Source organism: Streptomyces sp. SP18BB07, assembly GCF_036322545.1.
In the GTDB taxonomy this organism is placed as follows: domain Bacteria; phylum Actinomycetota; class Actinomycetes; order Streptomycetales; family Streptomycetaceae; genus Streptomyces; species Streptomyces deccanensis.
Window position 1 is genome coordinate 177,502 of record NZ_JAQYWT010000340.1, and the last position, 22,762, is coordinate 200,263.

The 22,762-nt window shown below is 68.2% G+C and carries 15 protein-coding genes, 1 tRNA gene and 1 pseudogene; 4 read left to right on the forward strand and 13 right to left on the reverse strand.

The window, feature by feature from the left end; genetic code table 11:
* Positions 1 to 197: 197 nt before the first annotated feature.
* Positions 198 to 782: an SSI family serine proteinase inhibitor gene (locus PUR53_RS28955; protein ID WP_329901919.1), complete on the forward strand. Its 585-nt coding sequence runs from the start codon at positions 198 to 200 to the stop codon at positions 780 to 782.
* 299 nt (positions 783 to 1,081) lie between these two features.
* Positions 1,082 to 6,541: a PAS domain-containing protein gene (locus PUR53_RS28960; RefSeq protein ID WP_329910149.1), complete on the forward strand. Its 5,460-nt coding sequence runs from the start codon at positions 1,082 to 1,084 to the stop codon at positions 6,539 to 6,541.
* Positions 6,542 to 6,610: 69 nt separating this feature from the next.
* Here the strand turns inward: PUR53_RS28960 and PUR53_RS28965 are convergent, their stop codons facing one another.
* The 7 genes from PUR53_RS28965 to PUR53_RS28995 form a co-directional block, all read right to left on the reverse strand.
* Positions 6,611 to 8,269, reverse strand: coding sequence for a long-chain fatty acid--CoA ligase (locus PUR53_RS28965; RefSeq protein WP_329910150.1), 1,659 nt, complete (start codon positions 8,267 to 8,269; stop codon positions 6,611 to 6,613).
* Positions 8,270 to 8,470: 201 nt separating this feature from the next.
* Positions 8,471 to 9,112: a SigE family RNA polymerase sigma factor gene (locus PUR53_RS28970; RefSeq protein ID WP_329901916.1), complete on the reverse strand. Its 642-nt coding sequence runs from the start codon at positions 9,110 to 9,112 to the stop codon at positions 8,471 to 8,473.
* Between the two features lie 228 nt (positions 9,113 to 9,340).
* A complete protein-coding gene (locus PUR53_RS28975) occupies positions 9,341 to 10,507 on the reverse strand; it encodes a lipid-transfer protein (RefSeq protein ID WP_329910151.1) in 1,167 nt (388 codons plus the stop codon).
* The gene (locus PUR53_RS28980; RefSeq protein ID WP_329910281.1) at positions 10,504 to 10,893 is read right to left on the reverse strand and encodes a MaoC family dehydratase; all 390 of its coding nucleotides are present in this window, start codon (positions 10,891 to 10,893) and stop codon (positions 10,504 to 10,506) included. Before PUR53_RS28980 ends, PUR53_RS28975 begins: the two co-directional genes overlap by 4 nt.
* 2 nt (positions 10,894 to 10,895) lie before the next feature.
* Complete coding sequence (locus tag PUR53_RS28985) at positions 10,896 to 11,876, reverse strand: bifunctional MaoC family dehydratase N-terminal/OB-fold nucleic acid binding domain-containing protein (RefSeq protein ID WP_329910152.1); 981 nt, start codon at positions 11,874 to 11,876, stop codon at positions 10,896 to 10,898.
* 64 nt (positions 11,877 to 11,940) lie between these two features.
* A complete protein-coding gene (locus tag PUR53_RS28990; protein WP_329910153.1) occupies positions 11,941 to 12,099 on the reverse strand; it encodes a hypothetical protein in 159 nt (52 codons plus the stop codon).
* A 160-nt stretch (positions 12,100 to 12,259) separates the two neighbouring features.
* Entirely contained in the window at positions 12,260 to 12,565 is a 306-nt protein-coding gene (locus PUR53_RS28995) for a hypothetical protein (protein WP_329901911.1), read from the reverse strand.
* A 362-nt stretch (positions 12,566 to 12,927) separates the two neighbouring features.
* On the opposite strand from PUR53_RS28995, the gene PUR53_RS29000 reads away from it, so the two are divergent.
* Positions 12,928 to 13,806, forward strand: a complete 879-nt coding sequence (locus PUR53_RS29000) for a bifunctional DNA primase/polymerase (protein WP_329910154.1) — start codon at positions 12,928 to 12,930, stop codon at positions 13,804 to 13,806.
* A gap of 719 nt (positions 13,807 to 14,525) precedes the next feature.
* Here the strand turns inward: PUR53_RS29000 and PUR53_RS29005 are convergent.
* Together PUR53_RS29005 and PUR53_RS29010 are read right to left on the reverse strand one after the other, a co-directional pair.
* Positions 14,526 to 14,711, reverse strand: a pseudogene (locus tag PUR53_RS29005) (antitoxin); the annotation flags it as partial.
* A gap of 145 nt (positions 14,712 to 14,856) precedes the next feature.
* Positions 14,857 to 14,943: transfer RNA gene (locus tag PUR53_RS29010), tRNA-Ser, on the reverse strand.
* A 1,237-nt stretch (positions 14,944 to 16,180) separates the two neighbouring features.
* Between PUR53_RS29010 and PUR53_RS29015 the strand changes: the two genes are divergently transcribed.
* Positions 16,181 to 18,265 carry a hypothetical protein gene (locus PUR53_RS29015; RefSeq protein ID WP_329910155.1) on the forward strand — a complete coding sequence of 695 codons (2,085 nt, stop codon included), beginning with the start codon at positions 16,181 to 16,183 and terminating at the stop codon, positions 18,263 to 18,265.
* A 421-nt stretch (positions 18,266 to 18,686) separates the two neighbouring features.
* Here PUR53_RS29015 and PUR53_RS29020 read toward each other — a convergent pair whose 3' ends face one another.
* From PUR53_RS29020 to PUR53_RS29035, 4 genes are all read right to left on the reverse strand, one after another.
* On the reverse strand, positions 18,687 to 19,787 hold the full coding sequence (locus PUR53_RS29020; protein WP_329910156.1) for a hypothetical protein: 1,101 nt from the start codon (positions 19,785 to 19,787) through the stop codon (positions 18,687 to 18,689).
* Between the two features lie 62 nt (positions 19,788 to 19,849).
* Positions 19,850 to 20,794 (reverse strand): restriction endonuclease, encoded by a 945-nt coding sequence (locus PUR53_RS29025; RefSeq protein WP_329910157.1) that lies wholly within the window; start codon positions 20,792 to 20,794, stop codon positions 19,850 to 19,852.
* Between the two features lie 201 nt (positions 20,795 to 20,995).
* Positions 20,996 to 21,541: a hypothetical protein gene (locus PUR53_RS29030; RefSeq protein WP_329910158.1), complete on the reverse strand. Its 546-nt coding sequence runs from the start codon at positions 21,539 to 21,541 to the stop codon at positions 20,996 to 20,998.
* A 402-nt stretch (positions 21,542 to 21,943) separates the two neighbouring features.
* Positions 21,944 to 22,348, reverse strand: a complete 405-nt coding sequence (locus PUR53_RS29035; RefSeq protein ID WP_329910159.1) for a hypothetical protein — start codon at positions 22,346 to 22,348, stop codon at positions 21,944 to 21,946.
* Positions 22,349 to 22,762: the final 414 nt, after the last annotated feature.

Sequence of the window (22,762 nt, forward strand, 5' to 3'; positions counted from 1 at the left end):
GAGCGCGAGTGGTGCGTGCAGATGATGACACAGCCGGGTGGGCTGTCACCAATCGCCTCCCACGGTACTAGGCGGAGAGGCCGCAGGGCAAAGCCGTACGGCGGTGTCGGGAGCGGTGCGACGCACCGTTCGGCGCGGGGCGGACACGGCGCACCACGGCGCCGCAACCGCGGGGCGGGCGTGGCGTTAGTCAGGTCATGTTGCAGAGCCTCTCCGGCACCGGAGCACACCCGAAGTCGCCCACCGCGCCACCCACGGCGGCCCCGCACCCGACTCCCCACCACGCCCCACAACACCCCACCCGCCCCTCCGTCGCCCTGGGACGGATGTTCCTCGGGGCCGTCGCCTCGTTCGCCGCGGCCGCCGTCGGCACGCTCGCGCCGGTGGCGCCGGACGCGTACGCCGCCGAGCCGGTCTCGCGCCCCTCACTTCCGATGCCCACCGCCGCCGGCCCCGGGGACCGGTTGACCGTCACCGTGCGCGAGGCCGGCGGTGGGGCGGACGGGACGTTCGAGCTGCGGTGCCATCCGGAAGGGGGCACCCACCCGGACGTACGGGAGGCGTGCGGGCGGCTCGACCGCCGGACGACCTGGGGCACGGATCCGTTCGCACCGGTCCGGTCCGGCACCGTGTGCACGATGCAGTACGGCGGACCGGCCACCGCGCATGTGACCGGGACCTGGGCCGGCCGCCGCGTCGACGCCCGCTTCGACCGCGGCGACGGCTGCGAGATCGCCCGCTGGGACGCCCTGGTTCCCGTACTGCCGGACCTCCGCTCGTAAAGAGGAGGGGGGCGAAACCAGCCACTCCCCGAGGGGCGCGGACACTCCCCTCCACGCCCGCGCACAGCCCGTACGTATGTGCCTCCGTCAAGGTCCTCCGGCAAAACACACGGTCACGGCACCCCCGCCCGCGCGGTCACGGCATCTCCGTATGTTCGGTGTGCGACCTCCCTCTCATCCGGCGTCGCGAGCGCAACCTCTGCCCGTAGACTCCCTCGCGTGACACGTTGCGGGCCGGTTGGCAAGATGGCCATGGGCCCAGCGGTCGGCAAGGTGCGGTAACAGGGAGGAAGCGTCTCGTGAGCAGCAGGCCATCCCGAGGCGCTGCTCGCCTCGCAGCCATACTGGACGCGCTGCCCGATGCGTTGGTGCTGGTCAACGCCAACGGGACCGTCGTCAACGCCAACACGATCGCGCTGGAGGCCTTCGAGGCCCCGGGGACCGCCCTCGTGGGGCGCGGCTTGCTCGATCTGCTGCCCGAGTTCGACTCCCGGCTCATCCCGGGCTCCATGCGGCGGCCCGACACCATGGACCCGACGGGTCGGACCAAGCCGACCCGGATGACCGCCCGCCGGACCGACGGCAGCGAGTTCCCGGTCGAGGTCACAAGCGCGAATCTGGAGAACGGCCAGCAGGCGTACGACGGTTACGGCTACGCCAATGACGAGCTGCTCATGCTGGTCGTACGGGATCTTTCGGGCACCGTCGACACCGAGGCCGAACTCGCGCGTTCGCAACGGCAGACGGAGATGATCCTGCGGGCCGCCTCCGAGGGTGTCGTCGGGACCGACACCGACGGACGGATCGTTCTGGTCAATCCGGCGGCCGCCCAGATACTGGGTTATCGGGCCAGTGACCTCGGCGGACGCGAGCTGCACACGCTCGTGCTGCACTCCCGCGAGGACGGCGCCCCCTTCCCGTACACCGAGTCGCCGCTCGCGGACACCCTGAAGTCCGGGCGCAAGCACCGGGTGCGCGGGCAGGTGTTGTGGTCGAAGAACGGCGAGAAGGTGTCGGTCGACCTGACGACCGCGCCGGTACGCGACGGGGATCAGCTCGTCGGCGCCGTGATGACGTTCACCGACCGGCGGCCGTACGACAAGCTCGCCGAGGAGAAGGACGCCGAGGCCGAGACGCACGCGGAGGAGCTGGAGCGGCTCGCCAAGGAGCACGCCGAGGAACTCGCGGGGGTGCGCGAGGAGCACGCCGCCGAGCTGGCCGAGCTCAGCGAGCAGCACGCCGAGGAACTCGCCGCCGGGGACGAGCGGTACGCGGCGCTCGGGGAGCGCGAGAAGGACCGGTACGAGGCGCTGGCCGCGCGGCACGAGCAGTTGCTCGCCGTGCTGGGTACCTCGCTGCGCGGCCCGCTCGACCAGCTCCGCAGCGAGCTGGGCACGCTCGCCGCCGACGACGCGGGGCAGCTGTGGCCCGAGGCGAACCAGGTGCTGCACCATCTGACCGCCGGGTACTCGCGGATCACGACCCTCATCGACAACGTGCTCGGCTACCAGCGGATCGACGCGGGCGAGGACGACCTCGTGCGTACGGCCGTGATGCTCGACGCGGTCGTCGCGGCCGGTGTCGACGGGGCCGTGGAGCTGGTCGGGCCGGGGCGGGTGCAGTTCGCCGTGCACGCGCCGCCCATCGAGGCCGAGGTGGACCAGGTGCGGCTCGCGACCGCCCTCGCCCACCTCGTCGCGGATGTCGCCGGTGTCGACGCGACGGGCAACGCGCCCATGTCCGTCGGCGGCTACATGGACAACACCGTCGTCGTGGCCGCCGCGCAGCGCGGCGAGGTCGTGCGGATCGAGGTGCGCGGGCCGTACGCCGGGGGAGACCCGGTGCACCAGCCGATCGTCCAGGGGATCGTGCGGGCGCACGGCGGTGTCCTCCAGACGGTCGAGGTGCCGGGCATGAGCGGCAGCGCGTATGTACTGGAGGTGCCGCTCGGCGGTGGTGCCGGCGCGGTGCCCGCCGCTCAGCTGCCCGCCGTGATGGGCGTCGAGGATCCCGGGGCCGTGGCCACCGGTGCCCAGGCCACCGGTGCCGAGGTCGCGCTGCCCGAGCAGGCCCCCGCCGGTGGTGGGCGGCGGCGGGCACGGCGTTCGTCGGTGGACGCGTTCCTGGACAGTGAGGACGCTCCCGAGGGCCGGGAGGTCGAGGCCCCTGTCGCCCCGACCGGACGGCGTCGGCGCAGGGCGGAGGACGCGGCGGGTGCGCCGGGCGCGGCCGGTTCCGGTGAGGGCGCCGGGCCCGAGCAGGGCTCCGAGGCTGAAGGCGCCGGGGGCACCGGGCGGCGACGTGGACGGGCCGCCTCGGCCGAGCAGGCCGGTGAGGCCGTGGCCGCCGAGGGTGCGGTCGTCACGGCGGCCGAGCACGCGGCGGGTGCCGCTGCCGCCGCCACCGGGCTGGGCGGGACCGTGCCGCCGCAGGGTGTGCCCGCCCCCGGCGGACGGCGCGCGCGCCGGGAGCCCGTCGCGCAGAACGCGCTGCCGCCGGCCCTGCCCGCGGGGCCGGTCCCGGTCCCGGAGGCGACCGACGACGCCGCCGCCTCCGCCGAGGCAGACGGTGCCCAGCAGCCCACCGGCCGCCGCCGTCGCGCCCTCGGGGGCGGCGAGGAGCGTGCCTCCGCGCCCGAGCCGGGTGCGCGAGCCGTCTTCGCCCTGCCACCGGCCGAGGCCGACCGGGGCCCCGAGTACGCGGAGGCCACCGGCCTCGGCCCGGTCCCGCTGCCCGGGGCGCCGGGTGCCCCCGGCGCGCCCCTGCCGATGCCCCTGCCCGCCGGAACGGCCGGGCCCGCGCAGGCCGGGGAGGGGTACGACGGCGAGGGCGGCCAGGGTGCCGCCGCTGCGGGTGCCGTCGCCCCTGCCACGCCCGGGGTTCCTGCCGTCGGCGGACCGGTGCCGGTGGGCGGGCAGGTTCCCGGGGGTGCCCCCGTGCCCGGAGGAGGGCAGGGTCCCGTGGGTGGGCCCGTGCCGCCCGGGGGAGTCGCGCCCGTCGGAGGGCCGGTGCCCGCCGCCGGTGTCGGGCAGCAGTTCGCCGGTGTCGGACAGCAGCTTCCCCAGAACGGTCCGGGGGCGCCGGGCGGCGTCGCGGGGCCGGGTGCGGGGCAGGCAGCCGACGCCGGACAGATGACCGGTGCTGGGCAGATGACCAGTGCCGGGCAGATGACCAGTGCCGGGCAGATGGCTGGTACCGGTCAAGCCGCTGGTGCCGGTGACGCCGCCGTTGTCGGGCAGGTGCCCGGCGGTGGCCAAGTGGCCGCCTCGGGGCCGGTGTCGGGTGCCCCGGCCGGCGGTGCCGACGACGGGCGCCATGACGCCGCGCTCCACAACCCCGGCGACGACCACACCCCGCCGCAGCCGCACCCGGTGCCCACGCCCACGGGCCGCCGCCGGGCGGTACGGCAGCCCGGCCCCCAGCAGGGCGAGGGCGCGGGCGCGATGGCACCCGGACAGCAGGCACCGGCCCAGGCCGCTGCCGCTCAGGGCATCCCCCCGCAGGGAGGACCCGGGCAGCCGGTTCCCGTCCAGGGCGCACCGATGGCCGCCGCGCAGCCCGTCTCCGCCCAGGGCATCCCGGGTGGCCCGCAGGCCGTGCCCGTGCAGGGGGTCCCCGGCGGACCGCAGCCGGTGCCCGCCCAGACCGCCGGGGTGGCTCCGGGTCAGCCCGTCCCGACCGGGATCGCGGCCGCGCAGTCCGTCACTCCGCAAGGGGTCCCGGGCGGCGCCGCTCAGGCAGCCGCCGGACAAGCCCTGCCTGGGCAAGCCCTTCCCGGCCAGGCCCTCCCCGGGCAGGCGGTGACCGGGCAGCCTCCTGCGGCACAGGCCGCGATCGTCCAGCAGACCCCGGGGCAGCCCACCGTCGGACAACCCGGTGCCGTGCAGGGAGTCGTCCCGCCGCAAGGGGCACCCGGTGGCCGACAGCAGGTGCCGGCGCAGGCCGGAGCCCTCGGGCACTCCGTCCTCGTACCGGGGGCACAGGGCGTACCGGGGATCCAGGCCGTCCCGGGGGCGCAGGGCGCGCAGCCCGTCCAGGGCCTCGCCCAGCCCGTGCCCGCGGCAGGGATGCCCGCAGCAGGGGTGCCCGGCGTCCAGCAGCCCACCCCCGTTCAGGTCGCCGGCCCCGGCGCGGCCCAACCGCAACAGCAGCCGCAGTCCTGGCCCGACCCCCGCCACGCGACCTCCGGCGCCGGTATCCCCGTAGCCGCTCCTCAGGCGCCGCTGCCTCCGCAGTCCACCCCGTCCTCGGGCACCCCGCTGCCACCGGAGGTCGCGGTCCAGCAGCAGCCGCGCGCCGCACAGCCGTTGCCGGCCGAAGCTGCGGCCCCGGTCCAGGCCCCGGTCCAGGCGGCGACCCAAGCCAAGGCTCAGGCGCGGGCTCAGGCTCAGGCCACCCCGGCGCCCCCCGCACCCGCCGCCCCCGCTCCCGCTCCCGCTCCCGTCGACCCCAACTCCACCCAGGGCCGGTCGATCAGCGTGCGGACGCTCGGCCAGGGTGTCCCCTTCTCCCGCCAAGGCGGTCCCCAGGTCCAGGCTCAAGCCCAGGGGCAGGCACAGGCGGCGCAGTCCGGCGTACGGACCGCCGCGCAGCCGCAGGCGCAGCCCCAGGCCGGATCCACACCCGCCCCGAACCAGCCCGGCGGCTCCGGCAGGCGCCGCAAGCTGGGGACACCGCCCCAACCCACCGGTGACCGCCCCGAGACGGCAGCGCGCCCCCACCCGCAGTCCACCCCGACCAACGGCACGGGCCTTCGCCTCGGTGCCGGACAGACCCCGCCCCCCGGCCAGGCCCCGGCCCAGCCGCAGACGGCCGCGCAGGTGTCGCAGCCCTCGCTCGCCGGACAGGTCCCGCTCCCGCCGCAGCCGTCCCTCGCCGGGCAGTCCCGGCTGGCGGGCCGCACGGAGGGTGCCGGGCGGTCGTACGCCATAGGGGCGCCCGACGAGAACGCGGCCGAAGGACCCGAGCCGCTCGACGGGCCCGGCGGCGCGGTGGAGGTCCCCGATCGGCCGCATCCGCAGCCCATGGACGACGAGTTGCCGCCGGAGCCGCTCGACAACCCGCGTCGGCTGCTGGTGTGGCCCGCGCCGGACGTGACGACCCACCAGGCGCTGAGCGACCGCGGCTACCGGCCCGTCATCGTGAACTCCCGCGAGGACGTGGACGCCCAGATCGCCGCCTACCCGGCCGCACTCTTCGTCGACCCGCTGACCGGCCCCATCACCCGCACGGCACTGCAGTCGCTGCGCCAGGCCGCCGTGGCCGCCGAAGTCCCCGTCCTCGTCACGGCGGGCCTCGGTCAGGCGACACGTGAGGCGGCGTACGGAGCCGACCCGGCGATCCTGTTGAAGGCGCTCGCCCCGCGCGACTCCGAGCAGCACCCGCCCCGTGTCCTGCTCATCGAGGAACACGCCGAGATCGCGCTCGCCCTGACCGCGACGCTGGAACGGCGAGGCATGCAGGTCGCGCGGGCGGCGTCGGACGCGGACGCCGTCACCCTCGCCGCGCAGATGCGGCCCAACCTCGTGGTGATGGACCTGCTCCAGGTGCACCGCCGCCAGGCCGGGATCATCGACTGGCTTCGGGCGAACGGCCAGTTGAACCGCACCCCGCTCGTCGTCTACACCGCCGCCGTCGACCAGTCCGAACTCCCGCGCCTGGCCTCGGGAGAGACGGTCCTCTTCCTCGCGGAACGCTCGACGAGCCCCGAGGTACAGACCCGGATCGTGGACCTGTTGGCACGAGTAGGCACGAACTGATCCCACCGAGCACGACGTTGGGGCGATGTTTCACGTGAAACATCGCCCCAACTGTCGTATGTGCGCGCCCTAGATCTGCGTCACGTCCAACGAGCCCTCCGCGTACTGCCTCCGCAGCACCTTCTTGTCGAACTTGCCCACGCTCGTCTTGGGCACCGACTCGATGATCGTCCAGCGCTCGGGGAGCTGCCACTTGGCGATGTGGCCCTCGTCGGCGAGGAAGGAACGCAGGGCGGCGAAGTCGGCGGTGGAGCCCTCCTTCAGCACGACCGTGGCGAGGGGGCGCTCGCCCCACTTCTCGTCCGGCACGGCGACGACGGCGGCCTCGGCGACGTCCGGGTGGGCCATGAGCGCGTTCTCCAGCTCGACCGAGGAGATCCACTCACCGCCCGACTTGATGACGTCCTTGGCGCGGTCGGTGAGGGTGAGGAAGCCGTCGGGGCTGATCGTGCCGACGTCGCCCGTCTTCAGCCAGCCGTCCTCGCTGAACTTGTCGTCGGGGCGGATGGGTTCGGCACCACTGCCGCCGAAGTAGGAACCCGCGATCCAGGGGCCCCGTACCTCCAGCTCACCGGCGGACTCGCCGTCCCAGGGGAGGCGTTCGCCGCCGGGACCGGTGAGGCGGGCCTCGACGGAGGCGGGGAAGCGGCCCTGGGTGAGGCGGTAGGCGAGCTCCTCCTCCGAGCCGGCCTCGACATGGGCCGGAGGCCGGGCGATCGTGCCGAGCGGGGAGGTCTCCGTCATGCCCCAGGCGTGGCAGACCCGCATCCCCAGCTTGTCGAAGGCCTCCATGAGGGCGGGCGGGCAGGCCGAACCGCCGATGGTCACCTGGTTGAGGGAGGAGACCTCGCGCGGGCGGGCGGTCAGCTCCGCGAGCAGGCCCTGCCAGATGGTGGGCACGGCGGCCGCGTGCGAGGGCTTCAGCGTCTCGATCATCTCGGCGAGCGGGCCGGGCTGCAGAAAGCGGTCCGGCATCAGCATGTTGACGCCGGTCATGAAGGTCGCGTGCGGCAGCCCCCAGGCGTTGACATGGAACTGCGGGACGACGACGAGCGAGAGGTCCGCGTCCGTCAGGCCCATGGACTGGGCCATGTTGACCTGCATGGAGTGCAGGTAGATCGAGCGGTGGGAGTAGACGACGCCCTTGGGGTCGCCGGTGGTGCCGGAGGTGTAACACATGGCCGCGGCGGTGCGCTCGTCCAGCTCGGGCCAGTCGTAGGTGGTCGGCTTGCCGGCGATCAGGTCCTCGTACTCGTGCACCTGGACGCTCGCCCCGGCGAGCAGCGACCGGTCGCCGGGCCCGGCGACGACAACGTGCTCCACCGGCTTGAGGTGCGGGAGGAGCGGCGCGAGGAGGGGGAGCAGCGAACCGTTGGCGATGATCACGCGGTCGGCGGCGTGGTGGACGATCCAGGCGAGCTGCTCGGGGGGCAGCCGCAGGTTGAGGGTGTGGAGGACGGCCCCCATGGAGGGGATCGCGAAGTACGCCTCCACATGCTCCGAGTTGTTCCACATGAGCGTGGCGATCCGCTCGTCGCCGTCGACGCCGAGGTCCTCGCGCAGGGCGTGGGCCAGTTGCGCGGCGCGGGCGCCGATCTCGGCGAAGGAGCGGCGGTGGGGCTCGCCCTCGCCGGTCCAGGTGATCACCTGCGACGTCCCGTGGATGCTCGACCCATGGGTCAGGATCCTGGAGATCAACAGCGGTACGTCCTGCATGGTGCTCAGCACGGCGTCCTCCCGGGGCGGCTCTGCCTACGCGGTGGTAACGGTCGCGCTGATTCTGCTCACATACCGGTCGGTATGTCACTAGGTGTCAGGATGATCGATCAGAGAGAGCCGTCCGGAGACCCGGACACGGGAGCCACCTGAGACGTGTTCGAAAGCCATATGACAAGCCTGCGGGAGCCACCCGACAGGCCAACGAACCGGCTAGCGCACGGGTTCCAGCTCGGGGTCCTCGCGCAGCTTGCCCAGGGCGCGGGACACCGCCGACTTCACCGTGCCGACCGAGACGCCGAGCACCTCGGCCGTCTGGGCCTCGCTCAGGTCCTCGTAGTACCTGAGGACGACCATGGCCCGCTGCCGCGCCGGCAGCTTCATGATCGCTCGCCACATCGCGTCGTGCAGCGCCTGCTGCTCGGCCGGGTCGGCGGCCTGGACCCCCTCGGGCTCCGGCAGCTCGTCGCACGCGAACTCGTCCACCTTGCGCTTGCGCCACTGCGACGTCCGGGTGTTCAGCAGCGCCCGGCGGACATAGCCGTCGAGGGCCCGGTGGTCCTCGATGCGCTCCCAGGCGACGTACGTCTTGGCCAGCGCGGTCTGCAGCAGGTCCTCGGCGTCGCACGGGTTCGCGGTCAGCGACCGGGCGGTCCGCAGCAGCACCGGCTGGCGGGCCTTCACGTACGCCGCGAACGACGGGTACGACAGGTCCGTCAGGCCCGACAGCGTCGGCCGGGTGGAGTGCGAACGAGCCGAGTGCGAACGGGCCGAGTGGGATCGGGCCGAGGTCGACAGGGTCCGCGACACTGGTGCAGCGGCCTGCGAAGCGCTGGTGCAGACGGGTGTGGTCATGGCTCCACGCTAGGAGCGGGCCCCGCCGGGCGGATCGGCCGCAGGTCCCGAAGGCGAATCCCCCTCAGGTTGTAGGAGTGGGGCAGACCTCACCTACTGGAGGTGGATGAACAGCCCCCAGGTACTGAGGGTGTACCCCTGAGAACCACCTGCCCACGGTGTACGGCACCTCGTCCCACCGGACTCCGGGGCGTCCGAAGCCCCCCTCAGCCGCCCCATCGGAACCGCTCACCCCGCCGTCCCCAGCACCAACCCCGAGGTGGGCACCCCCGTCCCCGCGGTGACCAGCACCCGCTCCGCACCGGCGACCTGGTTCACGGAGGTGCCCCGCAGCTGTCGTACCGCCTCCGCGATGCCGTTCATCCCGTGCAGATACGCCTCGCCGAGCTGCCCGCCATGGGTGTTGAGCGGCAGCCGCTCCTCGGCGACGAAGTCCGCCGCCTCCCCCGGCCCGCAGAACCCGAACTCCTCCAGCTGCATCAGCACGAACGGCGTGAAGTGGTCGTACAGGATGCCCACGTCGATGTCGTCGGGGCCCAGCCCCGAGGTCCGCCGGAGCTGCCGGGCGACGACGCCCATCTCCGGCAGCCCGGTGAGATCGCCGTCGTAGAAGCCGGTCATCTGCTGCTGCGCCCGGCCCGCGCCCTGGGCGGCGGCCACGACCACGGCGGGCGGCCGCGGCAGATCCCGTGCGCGCTCCACCGAGGTGACGACGAGGGCCTGGCCGCCGTCCGTCTCCTGGCAGCAGTCCAGCAGCCGCAGCGGCTCGACGATCCAGCGCGAGGCCGCGTGCTCGTCGAGGGTGATGGGGCGGCCGTGGAAGTACGCCGCCGGGTTCGTCGCCGCGTGCTTGCGGTCGACCACGGCCACATGTCCGAACGCCTCGGGGGTCAGCCCGTACGCGTAGAGGTAGCGCTGCGCCGCCATCGCGACCCAGGAAGCGGGCGTGAGCAGCCCGAAAGGGAGCGTCCACCCGAGCGCCACGCCCTCCGCCGACGGCTCCCGGTGCCGTACGCCCGACCCGAACCGCCGCCCCGAGCGCTCGTTGAACGCCCGGTAGCAGACCACGACCTCCGCCACGCCCGTCGCGACCGCGAGCGCCGCCTGCTGCACGGTCGCGCACGCGGCACCGCCGCCGTAGTGGACGCGGGAGAAGAAGGACAGCTCGCCGATGCCGGCGGCCTGCGCGACCGTGATCTCCGGGCTCGTGTCCATCGTGAACGTCACCATGCCGTCGACGTCCGACGGAGCCAGTCCCGCGTCGTCCAAGGCCGCGCGCACCGCCTCCACGGCGAGCCGCAGTTCGCTGCGCCCCGAGTCCTTGGAGAAGTCGGTCGCGCCGATGCCGACGATCGCGGCCCGCCCGCCGAGCCCGTCCCTGGCCCGTACGCTCACGCCGCCTCCCCCGAGGTCAGGGTCACCGTGCCGGTGACGTGCCGCCCGACGCCGTTGTCGCCGATCACCTTGACGGTGACGGTCGCGCCGTCGATCGCCTCGACCATGCCGGTCAACACCATCGTGTCGCCCGGGTAGTTGGGCGCGCCGAGCCGGATCGCCACCTTGCGCAGCACGACGTCCGGTCCGAAGTGATCGGTGACGTACCGGCCCACCAGCCCGTTCGTCGTCAGGATGTTCATGAACACGTCCGGCGACCCGCGCCGCCGCGCCAGCTCCGGATCGTGGTGCACGTCCTGGTAGTCGCGCGAGGCGATCGCCCCCGCGACGACGAGCGTGCGGGTGATCTCGATCTCCAGCGGCGGAATCACGTCCCCGGCCTCGATCCTCACGCCGACACCACCCCCTCCTCGAACCCTCGCCCGGCCACCCCCGCCTCGACCGCGCGGAACACCGGCAGCTCCAACTCCTCGTCGCAGCGCGCGAATTCGAGCCGTACGGGCATCCCGATCCGCACCTTGTCGCACGGCACCCCGACGACGTTGCTGACCATCCGCACGCCTTCCACCAGCTCGATCAGCCCGACGGCGTACGGCGGATCGAAGGCCGGGAAGCGCGGATGGTGCATGACGACGTACGAGTACACGGCCCCCTCGCCGCTCGCCTCGACCGTGTCCCACGCGGCCGAACCGCACGCGTTGCAGCCCGGCAGCCAGGGGAGGCGGAGCGTGGCGCAGTCGGCGCAACGCTGGATGAGCAGCCGGTGCCGTGAGATCCCCTCCCAGAAACCGGAGTTGTCGCGATTGACGACGGGGCGGGGGCGGCGGGGCCGCTCCTGGGGCGCGGGGGTCGTGGACGGGGGCGGCGTGGGCGCCGGTGTTCGCGGCGCGTGGGCCGGCGCGTATTTGAGGATCCGGAAGCGATGGGTGCCCACGAGTTCGTCGCCCACCCGCACATCCATCCGGGTCGTGACGAAGTGCCCGGTGCCGAGCCTGGTCGTCTTCCGCTCCGACACGGACTCGATGACCGAGTCGAAGGTGATCTCGTCCCCCGGCCGCAGCGCGCGCAGGTACTCCTGCTCGCAGTCCGTGGCGACGACGGAGGTGCAACCGGCGTCGTCGAGCAGCGCGAGGAGTTCGTCGTACGCCGGAGCGCGGGTCTCGTGACCGCTCAGTCCGCCCATCGTCCACACCTGGAGCATGGTCGGCGGCGCGACGGCGCCCGGTCCGGTGTACGCGGGGCTGGTGTCCCCCATGGCCTCGCACCAGTGCCGGATCATGGGCGCGTTGACGGGGTCCTTGCCACGGCCGCCGAGGACGGCCGGGCGCCCCTCGTAGGCCTTGAGCCGTACGGACAGGTCCTCGACCATCGTGGCGCAGCCCCCTCCGATTTATCTGACTGCCCGTCAGATTGAGGGCCTGCCACCGCGACTGTCAAGGTCGCCGCAGCGCCGCGACGTCGAAGCGGCGGGCCGTCCGGCCGGCCTCGTCGAAGCGGCGGGCCGTCCGGCTGGCCTCGTGGAAGCGGCGGGCCGTCCGGCTGGCCTCGTGGAAGCGGCCCTTGGTCACCAGGGCGTGCGCGCCCGCGCACAACGCGAAAACGCCTGCGCGGCGGCGCCGAAGCACCGCCGCACAGGCGTGTCACACCCCACAAACATGTCCCACACGTCCTACGTCGTCCGAGGGCGGTGGCCGCGGGGCCGGGGCGACCTCATCCATCCACCCCCGGCCCGACCGGCCGCCCTCACCCGGCTCACCAGAGGTTGGTGAAGCTGACGACCGCGTTGTCCTGGTCGATGGCCGTGAAGCCGGAGCCGTTGACCTGGGCGGTGTTGTTCTGGTTCGAGGCACCCGAGCCGTTCGCCTGCTGCTGCGAGGTCGACGAGTTGCCGTTGTTGTCGTGGCCGACACCGCTGCCGACGATGTTCGCCACGCCGGCGTTCGATCCGTTGTCCGCGAAGGAGCCGTTGTCGGCCGTCGCGACGCCGGTGAACAGGGCGGCGGCGAGCGGGAGCGCCGAGACGACGGCGAGAACGCGGGCGGTACGGATGCTTGCCATGTGCATTTCCTCCAGGGCCTTTCACACAAGTACGGGTTGCGCCGAGGCAGTTGGCCGACCACCTCGGTGCGTGCCTTCGGGTCTTCGACGTCGCGAATCAAGAGTTGCCCACCGAATCCCCGGCGAACTACCCCGGAAGCTCCCATTCCCCCTGAAGCGTGATGACAAGTCGATAAACCCCCTTGGATCAAGGAACTCCCAGTTCAGGCGGGACGAGCGCGACAGGCGACCACAAGATCAAGCGAGACAAGGGGCGAAGCGTTCCGGCACATTTCCGGCCAACCCGCGAACAGGCCTCCGACGACCGAAAGCACACCCCGAACCCCCTTCCTTTTATCGAACACTCGTACGAACATGGAGGTATGGCCACCACGGACCGGCAGGCCAGCACCCTGGCCCTGGCACACGCGCTCTCAGCCGCCGAACGCGGACTGGCGGTGATCCCCCTGTCCCGCACCAAGCTCCCGGCCCTACGCTCCCCCCACCGACCGGCCCACTCCTCTACTCCCGTCCCGCCCCCGTGTCATGGGGAGTGCGGGCGCTTCGGCCACGGCGTGTACGACGCCTCCACCGACCCCCGGCGCATCCGCGAACTCTTCGCCGCCGCCCCCTGGGCCACCGGCTACGGCATCGCCTGCGGAGTCCACCCCCACCATCTGATCGGCGTCGACCTCGACACGAAATCCGGTACGGACTCCTCGGCGGCCCTGCGTGAACTGGCCCTGCGCCACCTCTTCACGATCCCCGAGACGGTCGTCGTGGTGACGCCCAGCGGCGGCCGCCACCTCTGGCTCACCGGCCCACCCGACGTCGCCGTCCCCAACTCCGCCAGCCGACTCGCCCCCGGCATCGACATCCGCGGCGCCGGCGGCTACCTCGTCGGCCCCGGCTCCCGCACCGACCACGGCGCCTACACCGCGGCCCCCGGCACGTCCCACCTCCACCCGGCCCCCTGCCCACCGGCCCTGCTCCGCCTCCTGCTGCCACCGCCGCGCACGGGCCCCTCCCGGACGACGGACGGCCAGGGCAACGGCCACGGCCTCGTCCACTTCGTCCTGACCGCCCAGGAGGGACAACGCAACACCCGCCTCTTCTGGGCGGCTTGCCGCGCCTACGAGAACGGTCTCGGCCCCGAACTCGCAGGAGCGCTCCTCGAGGCAGCCGTACGCACGGGCCTCACCGAACGCGAGGCGAGGTCGACGATCGCCTCGGCGGCGCGGATGGCGAGGGGTGGGGGGTGAGGGCGGCGATGGGGCAACACGGGGGACCGGGGCGGGCGTTTCGGGACAGCGGTGGTTGGAAGAACTGAAGGTGCCGTGGTCCGGCGTGGCCCGGCCCGTGTGAGGAACAGCCGCTCGGAGGCTCAATTTGGACTCGGACAGGAACTCGGACAGGAGCTCAGTCGGGGACTGGGACAGGGACTCGGACGGGGACTGGGACAGGGAACACCGCCGAGAAATGCTCGCCGAGGTCCATCGAGAACGGGACCGACTGCTCCCACTCCGCGCGGAGGCGACGGAGACCACGATCGAACTGATGCGCACGAGCACGGGCCACGTCTCGGAACCCGATCTCGTGCCCTACCTGAACCTCATGTATCTCCTGACGGTCAAACGAGCCTACGGCGACGACCAACTGCTCGCCTTCGCACTCTCCTTGGCCAACTGGGCGGTCGTCGCGACGAGGTGGCACACCACACGGGCCGCACCGCGGAACAGGTCATCGACCAGTACGAAACGGAAATCATGGCGGCGCGAGAATCGGCCCCACGGGAAGAGGCCGAGGCCGAGTCCGAGACCGGGACCGACCCGGACTGAGCCCTCTCTTTGATCGGCCCCCTAGCCGACAGACACCCTCACCGAGGCGGATCCTCACGACCAATATCGGGCCGCCCAATATCGGGACGGCCAATGTCGGGACGGCCTACGTCGGGACGACTGGCGTCGGGACGGCCGGCGTCAGGCTGCTCTGTCCGCGCCCGCTCCGATCCCAGCTGCTGCCTGAGCCTCTCCTGCGCCGAGTCGACCTGACCGCTGTACTTCCCCTGCGTCCGCCCGTCGACGAAGTCACCGGCCTTGTCGACACCCCGCCCGGCCTGCTCCTCATGCCCCTTCAGCATCTGCTTGAGCTTGCCCATCACGGACATAACGGCTCCTTCCACAGGAAAATCCCGTCCCCACCAGAATCCGCGCCGCACCCCCGCCCCGCATCTCGCACCCTCCCCGCCCACCACAAAGGGGCGCCCCCAAACCGGGACACCCCTTCGGACCAGCACTTTCACGCACCAACAGCGGTGGGTGTGGGATTTGAACCCACGGTGACATCGCTGCCACGACGGTTTTCAAGACCGTTCCCTTAGGCCGCTCGGGCAACCCACCTGTGCCCCGCTCACCTGGGGCGGAGCGGGTACAGACTACCCGGCGCGGGCGGTGCTCGGTGGGCGTGGTCCACACGGGGTCCACTGGCCCTGCTTCCGACTGCCAGCGCCACGTCCGCGACGTCCCGGACCCAGCCATCTGGCCCTGCTGTCGCCAGCCACGGGACAGCGAACCGAGCGGCGCCCTCCTGTGAGTCACGACATTCTCTGCTGGTTCAAGTGCGGCTCGCTTCGCTCCCCGCGCGCGGCCGGGCCTGCCTCCTGCCTCCGTCCCGCTCCAGCCCGGCCGGCACCCGTGCCGCACACAGCAATAAGCCACCTGATGCCAGAGAAGGGAGTACGTCGTGGCTGGGGGCTGTCGGCTCTACGACTTTAATTGATCCTTTCCCTGAGCGCTGTCCATAGGAGGGGAAGCACTGTCTTCGGCTCATTCCGGAAGCGTAGCCAGAAGTCCTGAACGACGATTGGCGTGGCTCCGGTGTTGTAGAGCACCAGAGGGAACAGCAAGCGAGGGCTGTGCTCACTTACGCGGGCGGCGAACGAGTGCGGCTCGTAAGTCTTCAGGCGCCCCTGCCGAGCGTTGAGCCAGTACAGCAGGGCACTGCTGGCCAGCAAGCGCCGTCTCGGAGGTGCGGGAGGAGAATGCACCAATGATCGCTTTATGAGGCCGTGCGAGTGCGCCCACACAGTAACCGCGTGTCCGCGATGCAGCTGATCAGCAGTCCCATACGGTGAGTGCTGTGGGCGAAATCGGATCAGGTCAACTTACAGCCACAGAGTGCACAGGTCCTGTAGTTGCCGTGACCCTCGCTGCGCTCCTTGTGTGTGGCGGCGTCGCCTTCGTGGCAATCGAAAAGGATCTCGATCGGTGGCTTGGATGCCTTCCCATCTGGATTGGGTTGTTGATGATTGGCTGGCAACTCTGGGGACATCGACCAGGTTTCTGCAACTCGGGTTCATGATGAGAGTCGGTCGGCCCACCTGCCGATCCAACTATCTCCTCTAGAGCACTGGGGCCCCGATCGCTGTTCACCAACCACGCTCAGCGAGCGATCACGGCGAGTGGGCCCTACGCTGGAACCATGCAGCAGGAATCTTGGCTGTTGCGACAGGGAGTTGACACCGAGGCAATAAGTCGGCTGCCGCGGTGGGACACCTGGCGGGTCCCGGATGATCCGCGCACTGTGCGGACCCCCCCTGACCGGCGTCGTGAGGCGGCTCAGCTAATTTCCAGGCAGATGCGTCTTGTTGAGGGCTACCCAGGTGGCGTGGCCCGCCTTTTGCTATTTGTACTGGACATGGTGGATCAGGCGTGGGAAGTCTCCTACGTATTCCGTCCCCTACGGGACACTCTGGCAGGTGCAGAGGACTGCGTTCAACGTAACGCCGGGCTAATTGTCGAATTCGGGGACGAGTCCAGGGCGACTAAAGCGGTTCTCGAGCTACTGGAGAGTCTTAGTGCGCAAATTTGCACTGAGGACGCCATGGTAAGCGGATTGCCCCGGGAGCGAGCTGAGGCAGCCGACCGTGCAGTGAGGCATGCTCAGGCAGCAATCGAAGCGATCAATCCTGTTTCGCAAGAGTATTCCGATATACGCGATCGCATTATCGGATACGCTGAACAACGTTCCTGCTGCTATGAGGCCATTGCGCTGGCTGCGCGGACACTAATTGCATTCTATGAAACAGGAAACTCCCTGGAAAGGGCGATCGAAAGGATACGGAGAATAGAATCTCGGACTGCGGAAATCGCAGATGAATCTCTGATCAGTGAGGTTCGGGCCGAGAGATTCAGCTTGATGGAACTTCAGGGTCGGCTGGATTCCGAGTGGATGCGAGTCGACCAGGGTAAAATGATCTACATATACCCCTTCGCGACACGGGGTATCAAGCCTGAACGGGCCGCGCAAGAATCAAGGTCTAAGGCACGCGACTGGTCGCTCGCAGGCGTAAGGCCACCTGAGGTGCACAACAACCTTGAGCTAGACGACATTTGGGCCGCCGGCAGCAACCTGTCGAAGCGCCGCTACGCGGGATGTTTCATCAAACTTCCTGACGTTGTAGTGGGCGGTCAGCGCGGAGAGCGTTATTACATGCTCCACGCCGGTATCGTTCTCTCGGCACTAGGAAATCATCATGTTCGCTTCGAGGTCGAACTAAACAGCGTATCGGCTGAGTGCCTACATGCGATGATGTTCAGGGCGGCACCGGAATCCGGTGAAATGGCCCTCTCGTTCTCGACTTGTACGGAATCTGATAACGATCAGCCACTCGCCTGGCCTCGGTTGTCCGACCTCGCTGCGGACCTGATATGGGATCTGGGCGAGCGCTTGCTGCCCAATCCTAACCAAGGTCGGCGCCCGCTAGGCAATCGCACTGTGATTTCAAGGCCCGGGTTGTACTACGTCTTCGTGAGTATTGGGGCTGCTTCGACGACGCGAGGCCCAGCTACTGAGCGGAAAGAAGCGTCGGAGGTAACAACCACGGATCAGTTGCGCAATGCGGTAGGTGTTCAGCTACTCATGAACCCTATACCCAGCGTTGTGGGGTCAGCTGGAGAGTGGGTCAGATATTCAAGACCAAAAGACCTATTGGAACTGACGGGGCCGGCCGGGGAGTGGGTTGTAAAAACGTGCAATACTGCCTGTCTTGTGACGCTTGGGTTGCCTGACTTCCTCAGGGGCACTTGGGGCTCGCTAGTCGAATTCGTTATCTCCCTAGACGGTTTGTTTGAAGGCTGGGCCAATGAGCTCGCTCGCCACTATGAGAAGTCAGATGAATTTGATGATGAATGGTCAAAGCTGGAGAGAAAGAAAGCTACGGCAGCTGAATTGAGTGATCTTTCTGACGAAATGTCGGCTGAGAGAAGGAACCTGGACACTTTTACTGTCGAGCTTCATTACACAACAGGGCTTCTCTCTTCACCGGCCCTTGTTTCGTCTCCTCATGCGGCCGACGCGCTGCAATCGCTATTGCAGATGTCCGGCTTTTATCGAAAGGTCGACAAATTCTTCCGCGGGATCGAACGACTTTCACATGAGCGTCTCGGAGGAACCATAGAAAAGCTGGCTCAGCAGCAGGCGGAGCAAGAGAAAGCGAAGCAAGCGGCGAAAGTGAGTGCAATTCTGGCGATCATTGCCGCGCTAGGGATAGCAGGACTTGGGGAGATTCTGCAGACCGGATTTGGAATGGATGAATGGCCAACTATTTGGATCGTTTTGGCGGTCATCATAATTGGGGTGGCCGCAGGGTTCATAGTGCACTATTGGGAGTTGATGAAAATAAGCACTCGCAGGGGAAGGGGCAGAAATGATACTGGTTAATCGCTAAATCCTTGAAGCGGGAGATCTGGGCACCTCGACGGCGAGCGAGCAGATGCTGACGGCAACAAAAATAGCGTGGTTGAGGCCAGTGGGGGTACAGCGAGGCACCCGCGCGCCTGGGCGGTCAGCTGACCCGCCATCATGGCGGGCTTTCGTCGGCTGAGGCTGAGACGGACCACGATGAAGATGCCAGCCGTCACCGAACGAGGCTCCCGCACCGGGCAAGGCTGGGCGACCCTGCGCCGTCCAAGGCCGCTCGACAGTGTCGAGTAACGACCACTAGGCGCACGAGCCCACCACCCCTGACCAGCAAAAACCCAGCTCACCAAGATCCCCCACAAGACCCAGGGCAAGAAGCCATCTGTGGTCGCCCGCGCCGGCGGCACGATGACCTAGCCCGATGATGGGCAGTAGCGACCGGTCAATGCCTGAAGCGCTCTACCTGCTCCGCGATCCATTCGGGGAGCGCGATGCGCGCATGTGGGTTTCGGATGAGCTGGGTCTCGGGCCGCCACTCATAGCCACCGTCAGCCAGATGGACGCCCGAGGAAAACAGACAGACACCAGAGACGCGGGTGTACATGGACGGTTGGAACCGATGCTCGATCACAGCGCGCCAGGTCTTCATCGCGCCCAGTGCGTCTGAAACGTCGACCATGACGAGCCCCGGCACATTCGTCGGGAGCTGCTTCCTCGCGCTATCGAGAAACGCTTGCGCCCTGGCATCCACAAACGGCCAACGGACAACAATGTCGCTCTGAACTACGCCCTCCACCATGTTGGTTGCCATAATGTTGACGCGCGTCCTGGGCTCACCGTGGTCATCCACTTCCAAGCTTCCTGGAGTGCGGTCATTCCAGTAGAGTGTGCCGAGTCCGTTCCTTAGCACTGTTTCTTCTGCGCCTCGGTTGGAGTGCAAGCTGATGATCTGCGCGGCTACTTCCTCGACTTCGTCGGGAGTGGGCTCCCGCTTAAAAAATACCTCAAGCGTGAAGCTACCCGCGCAATCCCCGATCAGCCCGGCAGAGAGGCGATGGAGGCCATTTTCCGCTTGTGAGCGAGCTTGAGACGTGCTGGCCTGCTTAACCTCAATGCACGTCCAGTCTGACTCGCCCTGCTTGATTCGGAAATCTGGATTTCTATTTCCACCCGGGATAAGCCCTGGCGGTTCGAGCTCAAGCGCAACATCCGAGGCACCTGAACGAACGAGATGGATGGCCGTAAGCTCGCCTGATGCGTCCGGCTGCCGTTCCCGAAGCTTACGAAGCAGCCCATCTGGGTTGACCGAGTTGGCCAATGATTCAAGCCGCTGCCCAAGAGTGACGATGCTCAGGGTCGGCAAAGCTCCTGATTCAACGGCCCTATTAGTGGTTCGTGAGGCCTCGATCCATGTGCGCCCAAAGTGCGATACCACACTATTGAAGGCTCCAACGATCATCTCGGCAGGCAAAGCGACTTGTCCGCCACCGAGCCACCCCTGCTCAATCTCTGGCCAGTTGAAGACTTCATCGTCAGCGTTCATTGCTCCACTTTTACAGAAAGCCGATGTTGGCGCAATCGTCTATCTCCGCCTCGCCTACTATGTCATTCCGTCCTAGAGAAGATTTCAGAGACGGGCAGATAGCAGTGACCAGTCTGGCTAGCGTGCTTCCTCTTGTGGGTCATCAGGTCGTCCAGGCGGATGCGTTGGTCCAGCACAGCCATGAAGTCGCCGCCGTCCATCGTGATGAACGGCGTGCTAAGGCTGTAGATCGCCAGGGCATCGGACGTGAAGCCGCTCATGCTGACGTACAAGCCGAGGGTGTTCTTGCCCTTGCGCTCGATGTTGGTTTTGAAGACGTCCAGCTCCCGCCGGCCGATGCGCTCCTTCCACCACTTGGCCTCAAGAACGTAGTAGTCAGTGTCGAAGGTGAACGCGCCATCGATCTGCTCGTACTCCATGATGTAGGCCGCCCGCGGCTCCAAGTCGTACAGGGCGAAGAGCTCGTTGATGAAGCCCTCGAAATTCGTCCCCCGCTGGTGCTTGTCGGTTGCCGCGTGCATCACGATGAACCGTTGCTTCAGATCGTCATGGGCCTGGGCGAAGACCCGGCCATCCTGGTCCTTCTTCGCACTCTCGGCTATGGCCGCCGCGTGCTCCTCGTGTTCCTTGATGATGTTTTGCTGCTTGCCAGTCCAGCGCCGCAGTTCCGCGACGGCCGCCGTGGCCTTGGCCACCATGACGTCACCATCGACCTGTCGTTCGAGGTTCGGAAACCGGTCCATGGCGGCGATGTCGAGCATGAGTGCCACGGTCACGTCCAGGTACCGGGTCTCATTGGCCCGCAGCAGCTTGACCAACTGGCCGGAGACTTCGCGCTTGGTGGCCTGGAAGTTGAGCTGCGGCAGGAGCTCGCTGTGGTCCTTCAGCATCCCGCGGACGTACAGCTCAAAGGGGTCTTTGTTCCAGTAGATCAACCAGAGTGCGTCGGCAAGTGCGTTGTACGCGCTGGGGTTGATCGTCTTGTTGCGGGCATCAGGCTGCTGCACCTGCCCCCTCCTCCACACGCACTGTCACCGACCTATCACGGTATCGCGCGACCAGTCGATGACCAGCCTGTACGACAAGGCTTGATCCAAGGAACCGTGATGACCCGTCATCCAGCGGGCGCCGGGGGTCCGATGACACAAGCGGATGGCGAGTGACAGAGGCGGCTTGTCCTGGCTGTCATCGAGACGGACTGACGAGCCTCAGGCCCGGAAGTGGGCCGCCACGTCGTCGAGCATGTCCAGGTAGTCGCCCGCACCAACAGTGCCCCCAGCCGCCTTGGAGCCGTGCAGCGCCGATGTCAGGACAATGCCGCGCAACTCTGCTGGCTGCCTCGGTTCCGCGTTTTGAAAGTGCCAGCGATTGCCGTGCGCACAGGCGTTGCGGAAGTGCCGCACGAACTGAAGCAGTGGGCTTGTCCTGTCACTCAGCCCGGCGCGCTGGATGGCATCACCCAGGCGGGCTGCACCATGCATCGTCGCGAAGTTCAGCAGGTCCTCGCCGAGTCCAGCACCCGCAGTTGAGCTGGCCTTAGCGAAGATGTCTGTCAGCCGCTCCGCAGAGTGCGGCGTACCGTCATTGCGGTAGATGACCAGCGGTGAGTCAGCGGTTTGCTCATACAGGTCGCGGTAGATGGCCATGAGCGGCTGACGGGGGTCAGCTAGCGGAGGTATGGCCAGGCTGAGACCGCAGAACCCAATCTTGAGTTCGTCAGCCAGCTGTGCGATGCGTTCCGCCTCGATGCCCATGGCCCGGCATGTTAGGGCTCTCCGGCTCCCCTGCCCAGTGACTGCTTGATCTCTAGCTCCTCGGCTTGCCGGTCAAAGCCGACACCCAACAGGTGCCGACTGCAATCGCCCTCGCCAAGAGTACGACGGTCTGCCTCATAATCCCGACACCCAGGAGCGGGCTGCATTGAGACGCGCATTCCCGCAACATCGACGCACGTGTCGTCGTAACGACTCTGTCCGTCGGCCCTCGTATCACGTCATGGCTGAATGAGCAGCGGCGCAGCCCAACTGATAGCTTCCGTGGGCCCCTCGTTTGCTTGTGGACTATCTGCGGACTCAGCTCGCCAGATCTGCCACGCCCGAGGCCCTGACGTGCTGCGTTATCTTGGCCTCAAAGGGCCTCCGGAACCGTGTCCATTATCAGAATTTGGCAGGATCGCTAGCTGCAAGAGAATTAAGACCAAGTGCCGATGCGGCGAGTAGGAGCGAGTTCAAGAACGCGAACGCCGCCGAAATCCACTTCTCCGATCGCGACATCTGAGATGTCAAGCTCTTTGCATAAATCAACACACCCAAAGCGCATGCAGTGCCTAGCGCCCACCAAAATGACGTATTTGCCCCCTTGAAGGGCACGGAAAGGAAATTTAGGAGTACAGTCAAAACCACCGATGCGGCTGGAAAAGTGAACGACTCTCTCGTGACATAGATGCCCGCTTTTTGCTCACCAGTAGGGGCGCTTGTTGAGACAACCGCCATGGCACTCTCAATACCCATCTCATCTCCTAACCGCATCCGAAGCGACAGGATCGCCTGGCTCGTTGCCATCTACTGAGTCCGACACACACGATTAGGCCGCTTGATAGCTGGTGGCCACTTGCGCTGTCTGTCAAACGTGTGCCCACAGAGGCAGTGCAGCTGGCACGGAGGCGAGGAGCTCGACAGAACAGCAGATCGGTTCCGGCTGAAGCCTGCTGGGGTGAGGTTGGGCCAGCGAGCAGCTCGATGGTGAAATTCGACGCTTCACAGTTTCTGCGTAACAGGGAATGACAGCATCCGGAGCGATTGACTCTGACCGGTATCGGACCGAGGCACGCCTGGCCAGCAGATCGACCTCCAGCAAACGCTCCGCCGACGCTGAGCGAGATCTTCCTGCCCGACTACGCCGCACGGCTTGAAGCGGCCAAGGAGCGCCCGCGCCCACATGTACGGCGGCGCCTACGGTTCAGCGTCGCCAAGCGA

What these genes read in the sequence shown, in the direction of transcription:
- PUR53_RS29015 (WP_329910155.1), top strand. Translation starts at nt 16,181, where the DNA reads ATGCGTCTTGTTGAGGGCTACCCAGGTGGCGTGGCCCGCCTTTTGCTA.
- PUR53_RS28955 (WP_329901919.1), top strand. Translation starts at nt 198, where the DNA reads ATGTTGCAGAGCCTCTCCGGCACCGGAGCACACCCGAAGTCGCCCACC.
- PUR53_RS28995 (WP_329901911.1), bottom strand. Translation starts at nt 12,565, where the DNA reads ATGGCAAGCATCCGTACCGCCCGCGTTCTCGCCGTCGTCTCGGCGCTC.
- PUR53_RS29000 (WP_329910154.1), top strand. Translation starts at nt 12,928, where the DNA reads ATGGCCACCACGGACCGGCAGGCCAGCACCCTGGCCCTGGCACACGCG.
- PUR53_RS29020 (WP_329910156.1), bottom strand. Translation starts at nt 19,787, where the DNA reads ATGAACGCTGACGATGAAGTCTTCAACTGGCCAGAGATTGAGCAGGGG.
- PUR53_RS28970 (WP_329901916.1), bottom strand. Translation starts at nt 9,112, where the DNA reads ATGACCACACCCGTCTGCACCAGCGCTTCGCAGGCCGCTGCACCAGTG.
- PUR53_RS29030 (WP_329910158.1), bottom strand. Translation starts at nt 21,541, where the DNA reads ATGGGCATCGAGGCGGAACGCATCGCACAGCTGGCTGACGAACTCAAG.
- PUR53_RS28985 (WP_329910152.1), bottom strand. Translation starts at nt 11,876, where the DNA reads ATGGTCGAGGACCTGTCCGTACGGCTCAAGGCCTACGAGGGGCGCCCG.
- PUR53_RS29035 (WP_329910159.1), bottom strand. Translation starts at nt 22,348, where the DNA reads ATGGCAACGAGCCAGGCGATCCTGTCGCTTCGGATGCGGTTAGGAGAT.